This window comes from Pseudoxanthomonas jiangsuensis (genome assembly GCF_010093185.1).
GTDB classification, from domain to species: domain Bacteria; phylum Pseudomonadota; class Gammaproteobacteria; order Xanthomonadales; family Xanthomonadaceae; genus Pseudoxanthomonas; species Pseudoxanthomonas jiangsuensis.
Window position 1 is genome coordinate 72,002 of record NZ_PDWL01000009.1, and the last position, 13,022, is coordinate 85,023.

The following is a 13,022-nucleotide window of genomic DNA, read 5'->3' on the forward strand; positions in this document are numbered from 1 at the left end:
ACATGTGCGGGAACCGAAACAAGGCTGAAACCCTTGTGGCAGTAGGCATGTGCGGGATGTGCGGGCAATGGCCTACGTGCGCGCCCGCACACGAAGCGGATTCCTGCGCCTGCCATCGCGCCGGAATTTCGGCCTCCCGCGCGTATGAGTGCCCGCACATCCCGCACATCCCGCACATGCCTACTGCCGCAAGGGATTCGGCCATTCCGCATCCCGCACACCTGCCCGCACATCCCGCACGCTCGCGCACGCGCGCGTTCTCTTCGCTCTGCCCGGCCCCGAAAGGGATGGAAGGGGAGGGGCAGTGGTAGAGGCCGCCGCCGACGTCGTGGTCACCGGGAAGGAGCTGGCCGGCCTCATCGGCTGCCGGCCGTCCTACATCGTGGAACTCAAGCGCCACGGCCGTGTCGTGCCCGCGCCGCAGGGCAAGGGCTACCTGCGTGCCGCCTCCCTGGCGCTGTACGCCGACACCCGCGACCCGGCCAAGGCCGGCGTCGCCGCGCGCCACGCGGCCGTCCGTGGCGAGGCGCTGGCCGGTGCCGACGTCGACGACGACCCGCCCGAGGGCGAGGCCGCCGCCGCCGAGCCGCAGGACAGCGACGCCCGGCGCAAGGCCCGCGCCCTGGCCAACAAGGCCGAGACCGACGCGGAGATGGCCCGCCTGGAGCTGGACAAGGTGCGCGGCCAGCTGCTGCCCGCCGCGGCCGTCGAGCGCCTGCTGGCCGAGGCCGCCACCGGCCTGCGCGTCGCCCTGGAGCGCATCGCCGACACCCTGGCGCCGCAGCTGGCCGCCACCACCGACGAAGCCCGCTGCCGGCAACTGGTGTGGGACGAGATCAACCACGGACTGGAGGAGGCCAGCCGCGGCTTCCGCGCCGCCGCCCGCGCAGCGGAGGAGGGCGAGTGACCACCCTCCCGCGCATCGACCTGCAGATCCAGCCGGCCGCCGTCCCGGTCGCTGCCTCCGGCTGGTACCTCGGCTACGGCTACGGCACCAGCCCGCTGGTGCTGTGGGCCACCGCCGGCCAGACCGTCTGGCGCCATGTCGCGCGCATCGTCCCCATCACCCACTACGCCGGGCCGCTGCCGGAGATGCGCCGGTGAGCGTCGGCGTCCGCCTCAACCAGGTGCTCGCGCGCACCCTGCAGCCGCGCCGCCCGCTCACTGTCTCCCAGTGGTGCGACGAGCACATGTGGCTGTCGAGCAAGGGCAGCAGCAAGCCCGGCCGCTGGGTCACCGATCGCAACCCGCCGCTGCGCGAACCCATGGACAACATGTCCGTGCGCAGCCCCGTGCACGACCAGGTGTGCATGTTCCCCATCCAGTTCGGCAAGAGCCAGCTGGCCACCAACGCCATCGCCTACTGGATGGACTACGCGCCCGCGCCGATCATGTACGCCCTGCCGGGCGAAGCCTCGTTCAACAAGTGGATCAACCAGAAGTTGAACCCGATGATCGAGGTGTGCGCCGCCGTGCGCCGCGCGCTCAGCAGCACCGCCAGCCGCGACAGCGCCAACCAGCGGGCGTTCAAGGATTTCGCCGGCGGCCAGCTCTACGTCGAGCACATGGGCAGTCCGCAGCGCCTGAAGTCCACCACCGTGAAGTACCTCGGCGTGGACGAGATCGACGAAGCCCCGCAGCAGCTCAGCACCGGCGACGACCCGGTCAAGATGCTCGACGGCCGCACCTCTTCGTTCCCCACCACCTACAAGCGCCTGTACATCAGCACCCCGGGCATCGCCGGCCTCAGCCGCATCGCCCGCCTGTACGAGAAGAGCGACCAGCGGCGCTATCACGTCCCGTGCCCGCACTGCGGCCACTACCAGGCCCTGCAATGGTCCGGCCTGGTCTGGTCTCCGGACGTCAAGCACGCCTGGTACGCCTGCGCCGAATGCGGCGTTGCCATCGACGAGCACCACAAGCCGGACATGATCGCCGCCGGCCGCTGGGTCGCCGGCAACCCGGATTCGGAGATCCGCGGCTACACCATCAACTGCCTGTACTACCAGTTCGGCCTTGGCCCGCGCTGGCTGGACCTGGTGCGCGAGTGGCTGGACGCCCAGAACGACCCGGCCGCGCTCAAGACATTCATCAACGACCGCCTTGCCGAGACGTGGGAAGACCCGTCCATGCGCGCGGTCAAGCACAACGTCATCGCCGACCGCGCCGAACCCTACCGCCTACGCACCGCACCCCTGGGCGTGCTGGCCATCACCGTCGGCGTCGACACCCAGGACAACCGCCTGGCCGTGCACATCGTCGGCTGGGGCCGCGGCATGGCCGCCTGGACCCTGGACTACGTCGAGCTGCCCGGCGACCCGGCTGAGGAAGCCGTCTGGCTCTCCCTCACCGACCTGCTCAACCGCCCCATCGAGCGCGCCGACGGCGTGCTGCTGCGTCCCCTGGCCGTGGCCATCGACGCCGGCGGCCACCGCACCGAGGCGGTCAAGCACTACGTCCGCCAGCGCCTGGTCACCCGGCCCATGTGCATCTTCGGCGCCATCCCCAACAACGCGCCCATCCTGTCCAAGGGCAAGCTGGCCGACGTCACCTGGCGCGGCCGCACCGACAAGCGCGGCATCACCATCTACCACGTCGGTACCGTCGCGGCGAAGCACTACCTCTACAGCCGCCTGTCCGCCGACGCCGAGCGCCAGCCCGAGGCCCGGCTGGTGCACTTCAGCGACGAGCTGCCGCCCGAGTTCTTCCCCGGCCTGGTGTCGGAGATCTACAACCCGGTCAAGAACCGGTTCGAGAAGCGCGTGGTCCGCAACGAGCCGCTGGATGGCTGGGTCTACGCCTATGCCGCCACCCACCACCCCGAGGTGCGCCTGCACCGCTACACGAAGGCGGACTGGGATCGGTTGGATGAGCGGCTTCTGGCCGGCGCGGCGGCGGGTTCGGATTCCCGTGGAACATCGCCGGCCGGCGCTGCTACCGCCCCGGTTTCGACCGAGGGTTCTGATTCCCGTGGAACATCTACGCCCTTGGCCGCCAAGCCGCGCCGCCGCCGCGGCATCGACACCCGCGAGGGCTGGGGCCTATGACGGACAAGCCGGACGCGCGCCAGGCCCTGCGGGCGAAGATCGCCGAGGCGTTGATGCGCGATGTCGGCGTCAGCGAGCGCATGGCCCAGCCGTTCGTGGATTCGATCATGCGCTGCTTCGCCGGCGAGAAGCCGTATTTCCCGGCGGCCAACCGCGAGTACCCGGTGTTGCAGATCCGTGCCGCGTTGGAGCGCGGGGCATCGGTGAAGCGCGTGATGCGCGACTTCGACGTGAGCCGCTCGCTGCTGCACAAGCTGTTCCCCGGAGGCCTCCCAGGCCGCCAGAAAGAGCGGGTGTCCACGGTTTTGGGAAAAACGTGGACAAAATAGTTTTTTGACCCTTTGCAATCAGTTGTTTACACGGGGCGGTGTCCACGGTTTTGCCTAGATCGTGGACAACCACATCCGGACCATGGTCACCCATGGCGACCGCGCAGGAAATGCTCGACCTCTACACCCAGGCGGAAGCCGCGGTGCTCGCCGGGCAGTCCGTGCGGATGGGGGATCGTCAGCTCACGCGCGCCGACCTCGAGCAGATCCGCGCCGGACGCCGAGAGTGGCAGGCCCGGGTTGACGCGGAGGCCCGCCGCGGCCGCGCCGGCTGGGCCAACGCCGACTTCGGGGGCACGACGTGACCACCGCCGTCGCCGCCCGCACCCGCCTGACCGTGGCCATCGCCCAGGACCGCGCCGAGCGCGCGGCCGCCGCGGTGCTGGAACGTGCCGCGGTTACCGCCCGCGCCCACGAGGTCACCCGCCCGTCGCGCAGCCGCAAGCTCGCCCGCGACTGGGGCAGCGCCAACAGCATCGTCGGCATGGACGCGCGCCAGCTGCGCGACCAGGCGCGCCATCTCGAACGCGACCTGGACCTGGCTGACAACGCCCTCAACGTGCTGGTGCAGAACACCGTCGGTGCCGGCATCGACGTGCTGGCCGCCCCGCGCCTGCCGGGCCAGCCGATCAACCGCGACCTGGCCGCGCAGATCGACGACCTGTGGGACAGCTGGTGGGACGCCCCCGAGGTCACCACGCTGCACGACTACGGCGCCTGCCAACAGCTGCTGGCGCGCACCTGGTTCCGCGACGGCGAATCCTACTGGCAGGACCTGCTCGGCCCGGTGGCCTACCTCGAGCACGGCACCGCCGTGCCCTACAGCATCGAGATGCTCGAGCCGGACATGATCCCGCTGGATCTGGACGATCCCGCGCGCAACATCCGCCAGGGCGTGGAGTGCAACGCTTGGGGCCGGCCCGTCGCCTACCACGTGTACCGCCGCCACCCCGGCGATATGGTCGGCTGGAGCACCGAGACCAAGCGCGTGTCCGCCGACGTGCTGCACGGCATCCGCAACGTCAAGCGCCTGCACCAGGTGCGCGGCCTGTCGGTGTTCGCCTCGGCCATGTCTCGCTTCGAGGACGTGAAGGACTACGAAGAGTCCGAGCGCGTCGCCGCCAAGGTGGCCGCGTCCATGTGCGCCTTCATCCGCAAGGGCAACCCAGAGCGCTACGGCGAAAGCAACGGCCCTGGCCTGGCCGGTGAGATGACCATCGCCGAGCCGGCCGATCGCAACCTGCGCATGGCACCCGGCATCGTGTTCGATGACCTGCTGCAGGGCGAGGACATCGGCACGATCGCCAGCAACCGTCCCAACCCCAACGCCGCCACCTGGCGCAAGGAACAGCTGCGCGCGGCGGCTGGCGGTATCGGCGTCAGCTACAGCAGCCTGTCGCTGGACTACAACGGCACCTACTCCGCGCAGCGCCAAGAGCTGGTGGAGAAGTGGGGCGGCTACCTCATGCTGGCCGAGCGCTTCATCGCCATGGCCGTGCGCAAGCAGCGCATGCGCTTCATCGAGGCGGCCGTCCTCGCCGGCCGCATTCGCGTGCCGCGTGGCTGGCAGCTCAAGCACGTGGCCGCCAGCACCTACGTCCGCCCGGTCATGCCGTGGATCGATCCCCTGAAGGAGGCCTACGCCCGCGGCGAGGCCGAGGACCGCAGCTGGACGTCGCCGCAGCAGAACACCCTGCAGTACGGCAACAACCCCGAGGAAGTCGCGCGCCAGATCGATGACTGGCGCGAGGTGCGCGGTGCGCCGCCGGCCGAAGACTCCGAGCCCGTCCGCGCAGCGGTCCGCACCGCTGCCATCACCGCAATGCTGAGGGACTGACATGCGCAAGACCGCGCTCGCACACGCCATGGGAACCATCCTCGCCGACGCCGGCGGTGGCACGTCCTTCGGCTACTTCAAGGTCGTGGCCCTGGCCGAGGACGTGGCGGAGGTCTACGTCTACGGCGCCATCGGCCCGGCTCTGTGGGCCGATTCGGTTTCCGCGCGCCAGCTCGCACGCGACATCGCCGAGATCAAGGCATCCACCATCCACGTCCGCATCAACAGCGAGGGCGGCGTCGTTCCGGATGGCATCGCCATCTACAACGCCCTGCGCCAGCACGCCGCTCGCAAGGTCGGCTTCGTCGACGGCCAGGCCGCGTCGATCGCCTCGCTGGTGCTGATGGCCTGCGACGAGGCCGTGGTCTACCCCACCTCGCTGGTCATGGTGCATGCGCCAGCCACCATTGCCATGGGCAACGCGGCCGACTTCCGCGAGTTCGCGGAGATGCTGGACACGCACGCACGTGCGATGACCGAGGCCTACGTCGCCAAGACCGGCCGCGAGGACGACATCAAGCGCCTGCTCAGCGACGGCCGCGACCACTGGTACACGGGGGCCGAGGCCGTCGACTTCGGCTTCGCCGACCGCCTGGAAGAGGGCGCCGTGCCGGTGTCGGCCGAGGCCGCCAGCGTCGTCGCCATGAGCAGCTACGTGGCGGCGCTGTCCCGCGCCCCGGCGCCGGTCACCGCCTGCCTGCGCGGGCACATCACCGCAAGCATCTCGCCCAACGTTTTCGCCTCGCTACCCGAGGTCACACAGCAGGCCGTAATCGGCCAACTCGAGGATCCCACCATGAAACAGCGCTACCACGATCTGCTGGTCACCGCGACGGCCGGGAACGCCCCGGCGGCTGGCGTCCAGGCCACCGCCGCGGCGCCTGCTGCGGCAGCCCCCTCCGCTGCGGCGGCCCCGACTGCCGCCCCGGTCGCCGCTGCGGCGCTGGCCGTCGATCCGCTGGCCCAGCTGCGCCAGCGCAACGCCGACATCCGCGCCCTGGCCGAGCCGCACTTCGGCGACGCCCAGGTTCGCGCCTACGTCGACAACATCATCGCCGAGGCCAACCCGGCGGTGACCGCCGACGCCGTCGGTCGCCAGATCCTGGCGATGCTGGCCGCCGGCGCCCAGCCGATCGCCGGCAACACCGTCGTCACCGCCGGCGCCGACCAGCGCGACAACACCCGCGCCGCGATGCTCAACGCCATCGAGGCCCGCGCCGGCACGGCCCAGGCCGACAGCGCCAATCCGTACCGCGGCCACACGATGTCCGAACTGGCGCGCGAGTGCGTGCTGGCGGCTGGCGTGGACGTCCGCGGCCGCGACCGCATGGAGGTGGTGGGCCTGTCGTTCACCCACTCCTCGTCCGATTTCCCGGGCCTGCTGGGCGAGGCTGGCCGCAAGGCCGTCCTCCGCGGCTACGAGGAAGCCGAGGAGCAGATCGATCAGTTCACCCGCGCGGTCAGCGTGCCCGACTTCAAGCCGACCAACCTGGTCGGGCTGGGCGCGTTCTCCGACCTGCTGGTCGTGCCGGAGGGTGGCGAGTTCAAGTACGGCACCTTCAGCGAGCAGTCGCAGGCGATGCAGATCGTCACCTACGGCCGCCTGTTCTCCATCACCCGCCAGGCCATCATCAACGACGACCTGGGCATCTTCAACGAGGTGCCGCGCAAGCTGGGCCAGGCCGCCCGCCGCACCATCGCCAAGGCGGTGTTCAACCTGATCAACAGCAACCCGGTGCTGGCGGACGGCAAGACCCTGTTCCACGCCGACCACGGCAACCTGCTCACCGGCGCGGCCATCAGCACCACCAGCGTGGACGCCATGCGCGTGGCGATGGGTAGCCAGAAGGGCCCGGATGGCCACCGCATTCGCGTGCCGATGAAGGCCCTGCTCACCCCGTTGGCCCTGGGTGGCCTGGCCCGCACCGTTCGCGAGAGCCAGTTCGAGGTCTCGGGCAGCAAGAACCTCACCACGCCGAACATCGTGCGCAACACGTTCGACGTGATCGACGACGGCCGCCTGGACGATGTCAGCGCCACCGCGTGGTACGGCGTCGCCAACCCGGCGTTCGTGGACGGCATCGTCATCGGCTACCTCAACGGCAACCAGACTCCGTACCTGGAGCAGGAAGAGGGCTTCACCGTCGACGGCGTCGCCTGGAAGGTCCGCCTGGACGCCGCCCCGGCCATCGCCGACTACCGCGGCATCTACAAGAACCCCGGCGCCTGACCGCCCGGCGCGCGGGCTGACCCCGCGCGCCGCGGCTTCGCACGCGCCATTCCCCGCACTTCCGGAGCAGACCCATGAAAAACCAGTATCAGGATGGTCGCGTTGTCGACCACGTGCTCGCCGCCGACTGCGCCAGCGGCGACGTCATCGTCAAGGGCGCGCTGGTGGGCGTCGCCCTCACCGGCGGCAAGACCGGCGACACCATCGCGCTCGCCATCGAAGGCGTGTTCGCGCTGCCCAAGCTCAGCACCGCGGTGGTCACCGATGGCATGGCCGCGCTCATCTGGGACGTCAGCGCCAGCCGCGTGATCATCGCCTCGGCCGCCACCGGCGATGTCACCGGCTTCGGCGCGGCCATCGGCGCCTTCGGAAACGGCACGACCGAGATGCTGGTCAAGCTGACCCCGGGCCGCGGCACCGTCACCAGCTGATGTCGGCCGCCGCCGCATGCAGATGCCCGGGTGGCGCATGCGGCGGCGGGCCTTTCGCGCAGTAATCGAGCAGGGGCGATGAGCGAGAAACACATGGATCTGGACAAGGCCACCGAGAGCACCTGGGCCAAGGTCATCACCCGGTTCGTGGTGCCCATCCTCTTGGCGCTGCTCGGCACGCTCTGCGGCCTGCTGTTGCAGGACATCCGCAGTGGGCTGGCCGACCTGAGCAAGGCCCAGCAGGAGCAGGCGCGCGACGTTTCCAAGGTCACCGGCGACGTGCAGCTGCTCAACGCGAAGCTGGACAACGGCGTCATCTGGCGGATCACCGAGCTGGAGCGGCGCATCAACCACGTGGAACAGGCCACCAAGACGCCATGAGCCTCATCAAGCGCATCCGCACCTTCTTCTACCAGTCGCAGGAGTTCACCCTGTGGCTGCCGGGCCTGGTCCTGCTGGCCGTCATCGGCTACGTGGTGCTGGGCAGCATCGTGCGTGTCGGTCCGGATGCGCTGGCCTGGCTGGCCGAGCTGCCGGCGCTGTGCGCCTACGCCGCCGCGTGGCTGGGCTGCGGCTGGCTCATCCAGCGCCTGTACCTGCGCGACCTGACCCGCGCGGAGGAGGACACGCTGCAGAGCGCCGTACTCGCCGGCGACGCGAACGCCCGCTGGGTTCTGGTGTTCCATCGGCTGCAGCTGCTCGGCGCGCTCGCGTTGAGCCTGGTCTTCTTCTGGCCGGCCCGGTGATCGCCATGCGCGCCGCCGTCGCCTCCCTCATCCTGCTGCTGGCCGCCTGCGTTCAGGCGCCAGCGGCCAGCGCACTGCCGCCCGTCGAGACGACGCCGGCCCCGGCCACCGTGCGCGCGGACGCGGCGGTCGAAGATGCACGGTCCGCGACGGCCCAGCATGCCGCGCCGGCCATCGCCGCCGTGCGCGATGCCGTGCAGGCCGTGGTTCCGCCGCCGGCCGCAGGCGAGGCACGGCTCGTCTCGCCGGCGGCGGCAGCCCATATCGTCCGCTGGGAGGTCACCAGCGCCGCGCACTACGCGCGCCGACTGCAGTGGCCCATCTGGCCCGGCGGCGCCAGTGGCGTCACCTGGGGCATCGGCTACGACGGCGGCCACCAGGGCGCCCGCACCATCGCTCAGGACTGGGCCGCCCACCCGGACGTGGCGCGTCTGGCTGCGACCGCCGGCATTACCGGCACAGCCGCCCGCGCCGCGCTGCCCCGGTTCCGCGACATCGTCGTGCCGTTCGGTGAGGCCGAGCAGGTATTCGTCGAGGTGTCCCTGCCGGTCTATCACCGCACGACGGTGCGCGCCTACGGCGAAGGTGTGCTGGCACTGCCGGCCGACGCGCGCGGCGCCCTGGTCGGCAACACCTACAACCGCGGCGGCTCCATGGTCGGCGATCGCAACCGCGAGAAGCGCGCCATCCGCGACACCTGCATCCCGCTCGGCGACCTGGCATGCCTCGCCCTGCAGCTGCGCAGCCAGTGCCGCCTGTGGCGCGGCACCAACCTCGAGGCCGGCCTGTGCGGCCGCCGTGAGAGCGAAGCGCAGCTGGTGGAGGGCGCCCGATGAAGTCGCTGCTCGCCGGCGTCACCGTCAAGCCGCTGCTCTACGCCGTCGGCGTGCTGCTGCTGGTCATTGCCACCATGGCGGCAGTCTGGTGGGTGCAGGCCACCACCAGCTCCGCCGCGCTCGATGTGTCCAAGGCCGCCGCGTCCGCGTGCAACGCCGCCGACACCGCCAACCGCGCCCGCGTGCGCGAGCTGGAAGCCGCCAACCAGGGCTGGGAGCTCACCACCGCCACCCTGCAGACGGAGCTCAAGGCCGCCCAGGACCAGCTGGTCACCGTGCGCCAGCAGGGCAGGGCGGCCGTCGCCGCCGCCGAGGCTCGCGCCGCCGATGCCGACCGCACCCTGTCCACCTTCATGGCCCGCTATGCCGCACAGGTCAAGCAAGCCCACTGCGTTCAGGCGCTGCAACACGTGGAGGCCGTATGCCCGGCATTCTCCGGCTACTGATCGCCGCCGGCCTGGTGCTCGCCCTGAGCGGCGCCAGCTGCCAACACAAGCCCGATGACCCGGATCCCGGCGTGGCCGTGCGCCCCGAGCCGGTCATCGTCGAGCGCCGCGTGTACGTGCCCGTGCCGTCGAGCCTGACCCGCCGCGAGCCCATCGCCGAGGGCCCCATCGCCATGTGTTTCGACGTCGCCGCCCAGCGCCGCGCCGCGCTCGAGCGCGCCAACGCGAAGCTGCAGCAGGTCGAGGCGATCCAGGGCACGGAGGTCAAGCCATGAGCCTGGTCAAGATCGAGGTCGACGCCGACAACGTGCTGGGACGCCAGTTCACCGAGCTGGAGCGCACGCAGCTGCCGTTTGCCGTCATGCAGGCCTGCAACGCCACCGCCGTGGAGATCCGCGACGTCTGGGCGCGCACGGCGCCCCGGGTGTTCGATCGGCCCACGCCGATGACGGTGAAGGCCGCGCAATACGAGAAGGCCACGAAGAACCGGCTCTACGCCACCATCAAGCTGCGGGATGAAGCGGTGGGCGGCACGCCGCCGGCCAAGTATCTGCTGCCCCAGGTGGAAGGCGGAACGCGCCGCAAGAAGGGCGTCGAGCTGCTGCTGCAGTCGAAGGGCGCGATGCCGGCGGGCATGTTCGCCGTCCCGGGCCGCGGAGCCGAGCTGGACGCCTTCGGCAACATCAAGGCCAGCCAGGTCAACCGGATCCTGTCGCAGCTGGGTGCCCGTCGCGACCCGTACCAGAACGAGACCGAGGCCAGCCGGGCGCGCCGCCGCAACCGCGCCGCGAAGCGCGGCGTGCGAGGCAGCGAGTTCTTCGCCCTGCGCGCTCGCCGCGGCAAGCTGCTCCCGGGCATCTACGAGCGCCTGACCACCGGCTTCGGCAGTGCCCTGCGCAGCGTGCTGGTGTTCGTCCGCGGCGCCCGCTACCAGAAGCGCTTCGACATCTTCGGCCTGGCCGAGCGCACGTGGAACCGGCTGATGCCGTTCCACTTCAACCGTGAGCTGGAGAAGGCGCTGGCGTCCAGCAAGTACCGGGGGCGCCGATGAGCCAGGCCGCCTTCCTCCGCCAGTTCGACGCCATGGCCTTCGGCGCGTTCGCCAACGCCGGCCTGGCCGATGCCGCCCGGTACCTCACGCCGGCCCAGGTGCAGCTGCTCGCGCAGATCGCTGCGCACGACCCGGACAGCCCGGACGAGCCGCCTGCGGCGCCGGTTCCGGTCGCGTGCACCGTTCTGGTCGACCACAACGTCGAGGACTTCGGCGACGACGCTGCGCCGGTGTCGGTCAACCGCACCCGCATCACCTTCCAGCGGGCCGCGCTGGCGCCGGAGCAGGGTGGGCGGGTGTCCATTCTCGACAGCGCGGGCGCCGTCACCGCCTTGTACGTGCTGGTGCAGCGCACCGGCCGCAACGACGAAAGCGCCAGCGCCTGGTGGGTGCAGGAAGTGGCCCATGGCTGACAGCCCGCGCAAGGTCTACCTGGGCCACATCGCCGACTGCCTGCGCCGCATCACCAAGGGCAACGGCTACAACACCGACGCCGGCGCCCTGGTCACCCTGGAGCCTGCGCCCAAGGTCGCCGGCGACGCCGCTTTCGTCACGGTGGTCTGGGAGGGCCAGGCGCGCGCCACCGATGCCGCCGTCGCGCGCACGCACCGCGCCACCACCGTGAACATCGTCGCCAAGGTGCCCGCCACCTTCACCGAGGCCCAGGCCGTCGTCGATGCCATCGCCCAGGACATCGAGCTGGCGCTGGCCGACCAGCAGTACCGCTTCCCCACCGGGTACCAGTTTCCCCTCTACCAGTCCGCCTCGCCAGACGCCGCAGCTGCGGCCGATGGCTGGGTGGCCGTGGTGGTGGTGGTGACCGGAAACATCCCCATCCGCTGACACGAGGACCCCGCCATGATCCCTTCCACCGACCACAGCTACCTCGGTAGCGGCTCGATCCTGGTCCGCGAGTACGGCGCCGCCGCACCGCTGCTGTCGCTGGGCAACTGCTCTGCGCTCACCCTGTCCCCGCAGGAGGACGTCAAGAACCTGCTGGACTACACCCAGCCCGGCGGCAACAAGCGCAGCGAAGTGCGCCGCCTCACCGGCGTGGACCTGAGCTACACGTTCCACGACTTCAGCGCCGAAAACTTCGCCATCGGCCTGCGCAGCAGCGCTAGCACCATCTCCGCCGGCACCGCCACCGACGAGGAAGTGGTCGCCTACAAGGGCGGCTACGTCAATCTGGCCAAGCTGGCCACCTCCATCACCGAGGTGACCAACATGGCCGACTCGGTGACCTACGCCGCCGGCACCGACTACGAGCTGCGCGACGGCGTGCTCTACATCCCGGCCAGCAGCACCATCTCCGCAGTGACCGGTGGCGCCGCCAACATCAAGGTCACGTACGCCTACGTCGCCCAGAAGAAGGTCGAGGCGCTGGTGGCCTCGAACAAGCAGTACGAGCTGGTGTTCATCGGCCTCAACGAGGCGCGCAGCGGCAAGCGCACCCGCATCGTGCTGCACAAGGTCTCCGGCGGCGTGCTGCAGGAGATGGCCGTGATCGGCGAGGAGTACGGCGCCGGCCAGGTCAACGGCTCGCTGCTGTCCGACAGCGCCAAGACCGGCCCGGGCGTGAGCCAGTACTTCACCGTCGAGTTCGAGGACTGAGCGCATGACCAACGAAGCGCAGGCGCTGTCCGGCGCCGCGGTGGGCGTGGTGGCGTTCGCGGGGGAGCGGCTGGAGATCCGGCCGCTCCGCTTCGGCCAGCTGCTGGACATCCTGGCCGTGGCCTCGCCGCTGATCGAAAGCCTGACCGCGCTGGGCAACGCCTCGGCCGACGACCTCGGCTTCTTCTTCGAGCTGGTGCGCAAGCACCGGCAGGAAGTGCCGCAGGTGCTGGCCCTGGCCACCGGGCGCGAGGCGGCCTTCATCGAGTCGGCAGAGCTGGACGAGGTGCTGGACCTGTTCGCTGCCGTTTACGGGGCGAATCGCGATTTTTTCGACCAGCGCCTGCGGCCGGCCATCGATCGGCTGGGCGCACGGCTCCGGGCAGGCAAGCCTGGGGCTGGGTCGACACCGCCCAGTTCCTGATCGACCAGGGGCACGCCCGCGCGGACGTGTG

General features: G+C 70.5%; 18 protein-coding genes. All 18 read left to right on the plus strand.

Annotated elements, in window-relative coordinates:
- Positions 1-304 precede the first annotated feature (304 nt).
- The 18 genes from CSC62_RS07560 (at position 305) to CSC62_RS07645 (ending at position 12,991) form a co-directional block, all read left to right on the plus strand.
- Positions 305-907: a hypothetical protein gene (locus CSC62_RS07560; RefSeq protein ID WP_162405564.1), complete on the plus strand. Its 603-nt coding sequence runs from the start codon at positions 305-307 to the stop codon at positions 905-907.
- Entirely contained in the window at positions 904-1,104 is a 201-nt protein-coding gene (locus tag CSC62_RS07565) for a hypothetical protein (protein ID WP_246194274.1), read from the plus strand. Before CSC62_RS07560 ends, CSC62_RS07565 begins: the two co-directional genes overlap by 4 nt.
- The gene (locus tag CSC62_RS07570; protein WP_162405565.1) at positions 1,101-3,047 is read left to right on the plus strand and encodes a phage terminase large subunit family protein; all 1,947 of its coding nucleotides are present in this window, start codon (positions 1,101-1,103) and stop codon (positions 3,045-3,047) included. The genes CSC62_RS07565 and CSC62_RS07570 overlap by 4 nt, the downstream gene beginning before the upstream one ends.
- Positions 3,044-3,376 carry a hypothetical protein gene (locus tag CSC62_RS07575; protein WP_162405566.1) on the plus strand — a complete coding sequence of 111 codons (333 nt, stop codon included), beginning with the start codon at positions 3,044-3,046 and terminating at the stop codon, positions 3,374-3,376. The genes CSC62_RS07570 and CSC62_RS07575 overlap by 4 nt, the downstream gene beginning before the upstream one ends.
- A gap of 92 nt (positions 3,377-3,468) precedes the next feature.
- A complete protein-coding gene (locus tag CSC62_RS07580) occupies positions 3,469-3,681 on the plus strand; it encodes a primosomal replication protein PriB/PriC domain protein (RefSeq protein WP_162405567.1) in 213 nt (70 codons plus the stop codon).
- The gene (locus CSC62_RS07585) at positions 3,678-5,213 is read left to right on the plus strand and encodes a phage portal protein (RefSeq protein WP_162405568.1); all 1,536 of its coding nucleotides are present in this window, start codon (positions 3,678-3,680) and stop codon (positions 5,211-5,213) included. Before CSC62_RS07580 ends, CSC62_RS07585 begins: the two co-directional genes overlap by 4 nt.
- Position 5,214: 1 nt before the next feature.
- Positions 5,215-7,443 carry a ClpP-like prohead protease/major capsid protein fusion protein gene (locus CSC62_RS07590; RefSeq protein ID WP_162405569.1) on the plus strand — a complete coding sequence of 743 codons (2,229 nt, stop codon included), beginning with the start codon at positions 5,215-5,217 and terminating at the stop codon, positions 7,441-7,443.
- Positions 7,444-7,517: 74 nt separating this feature from the next.
- Complete coding sequence (locus CSC62_RS07595) at positions 7,518-7,874, plus strand: capsid cement protein (protein ID WP_162405570.1); 357 nt, start codon at positions 7,518-7,520, stop codon at positions 7,872-7,874.
- Positions 7,875-7,952: 78 nt separating this feature from the next.
- A complete protein-coding gene (locus tag CSC62_RS07600; RefSeq protein WP_162405571.1) occupies positions 7,953-8,255 on the plus strand; it encodes a hypothetical protein in 303 nt (100 codons plus the stop codon).
- A complete protein-coding gene (locus tag CSC62_RS07605) occupies positions 8,252-8,620 on the plus strand; it encodes a hypothetical protein (protein ID WP_162405572.1) in 369 nt (122 codons plus the stop codon). Before CSC62_RS07600 ends, CSC62_RS07605 begins: the two co-directional genes overlap by 4 nt.
- 5 nt (positions 8,621-8,625) lie before the next feature.
- A complete protein-coding gene (locus tag CSC62_RS07610; protein ID WP_246194275.1) occupies positions 8,626-9,456 on the plus strand; it encodes a lysozyme family protein in 831 nt (276 codons plus the stop codon).
- Positions 9,453-9,902: a hypothetical protein gene (locus CSC62_RS07615; protein ID WP_162405573.1), complete on the plus strand. Its 450-nt coding sequence runs from the start codon at positions 9,453-9,455 to the stop codon at positions 9,900-9,902. The genes CSC62_RS07610 and CSC62_RS07615 overlap by 4 nt, the downstream gene beginning before the upstream one ends.
- Positions 9,878-10,177 carry a hypothetical protein gene (locus CSC62_RS07620; RefSeq protein ID WP_162405574.1) on the plus strand — a complete coding sequence of 100 codons (300 nt, stop codon included), beginning with the start codon at positions 9,878-9,880 and terminating at the stop codon, positions 10,175-10,177. The genes CSC62_RS07615 and CSC62_RS07620 overlap by 25 nt, the downstream gene beginning before the upstream one ends.
- Positions 10,174-10,953, plus strand: a complete 780-nt coding sequence (locus tag CSC62_RS07625) for a hypothetical protein (RefSeq protein ID WP_162405575.1) — start codon at positions 10,174-10,176, stop codon at positions 10,951-10,953. The genes CSC62_RS07620 and CSC62_RS07625 overlap by 4 nt, the downstream gene beginning before the upstream one ends.
- Positions 10,950-11,366: a hypothetical protein gene (locus tag CSC62_RS07630; protein ID WP_162405576.1), complete on the plus strand. Its 417-nt coding sequence runs from the start codon at positions 10,950-10,952 to the stop codon at positions 11,364-11,366. The genes CSC62_RS07625 and CSC62_RS07630 overlap by 4 nt, the downstream gene beginning before the upstream one ends.
- Entirely contained in the window at positions 11,359-11,796 is a 438-nt protein-coding gene (locus CSC62_RS07635) for a hypothetical protein (protein ID WP_162405577.1), read from the plus strand. Before CSC62_RS07630 ends, CSC62_RS07635 begins: the two co-directional genes overlap by 8 nt.
- Before the next feature lie 15 nt (positions 11,797-11,811).
- Positions 11,812-12,567 (plus strand): phage tail tube protein, encoded by a 756-nt coding sequence (locus tag CSC62_RS07640; protein ID WP_162405578.1) that lies wholly within the window; start codon positions 11,812-11,814, stop codon positions 12,565-12,567.
- A 4-nt stretch (positions 12,568-12,571) separates the two neighbouring features.
- A complete protein-coding gene (locus CSC62_RS07645) occupies positions 12,572-12,991 on the plus strand; it encodes a hypothetical protein (RefSeq protein ID WP_162405579.1) in 420 nt (139 codons plus the stop codon).
- Positions 12,992-13,022: the final 31 nt, after the last annotated feature.

Bases quoted from the DNA above. Each gene is read 5' to 3' on its own strand.
- CSC62_RS07635 (WP_162405577.1), top strand. From the start codon at position 11,359: ATGGCTGACAGCCCGCGCAAGGTCTACCTGGGCCACATCGCCGACTGC.
- CSC62_RS07625 (WP_162405575.1), top strand. From the start codon at position 10,174: ATGAGCCTGGTCAAGATCGAGGTCGACGCCGACAACGTGCTGGGACGC.
- CSC62_RS07595 (WP_162405570.1), top strand. From the start codon at position 7,518: ATGAAAAACCAGTATCAGGATGGTCGCGTTGTCGACCACGTGCTCGCC.
- CSC62_RS07590 (WP_162405569.1), top strand. From the start codon at position 5,215: ATGCGCAAGACCGCGCTCGCACACGCCATGGGAACCATCCTCGCCGAC.
- CSC62_RS07630 (WP_162405576.1), top strand. From the start codon at position 10,950: ATGAGCCAGGCCGCCTTCCTCCGCCAGTTCGACGCCATGGCCTTCGGC.
- CSC62_RS07610 (WP_246194275.1), top strand. From the start codon at position 8,626: ATGCGCGCCGCCGTCGCCTCCCTCATCCTGCTGCTGGCCGCCTGCGTT.
- CSC62_RS07645 (WP_162405579.1), top strand. From the start codon at position 12,572: ATGACCAACGAAGCGCAGGCGCTGTCCGGCGCCGCGGTGGGCGTGGTG.
- CSC62_RS07620 (WP_162405574.1), top strand. From the start codon at position 9,878: ATGCCCGGCATTCTCCGGCTACTGATCGCCGCCGGCCTGGTGCTCGCC.
- CSC62_RS07580 (WP_162405567.1), top strand. From the start codon at position 3,469: ATGGCGACCGCGCAGGAAATGCTCGACCTCTACACCCAGGCGGAAGCC.
- CSC62_RS07605 (WP_162405572.1), top strand. From the start codon at position 8,252: ATGAGCCTCATCAAGCGCATCCGCACCTTCTTCTACCAGTCGCAGGAG.
- CSC62_RS07640 (WP_162405578.1), top strand. From the start codon at position 11,812: ATGATCCCTTCCACCGACCACAGCTACCTCGGTAGCGGCTCGATCCTG.
- CSC62_RS07615 (WP_162405573.1), top strand. From the start codon at position 9,453: ATGAAGTCGCTGCTCGCCGGCGTCACCGTCAAGCCGCTGCTCTACGCC.
- CSC62_RS07575 (WP_162405566.1), top strand. From the start codon at position 3,044: ATGACGGACAAGCCGGACGCGCGCCAGGCCCTGCGGGCGAAGATCGCC.
- CSC62_RS07600 (WP_162405571.1), top strand. From the start codon at position 7,953: ATGAGCGAGAAACACATGGATCTGGACAAGGCCACCGAGAGCACCTGG.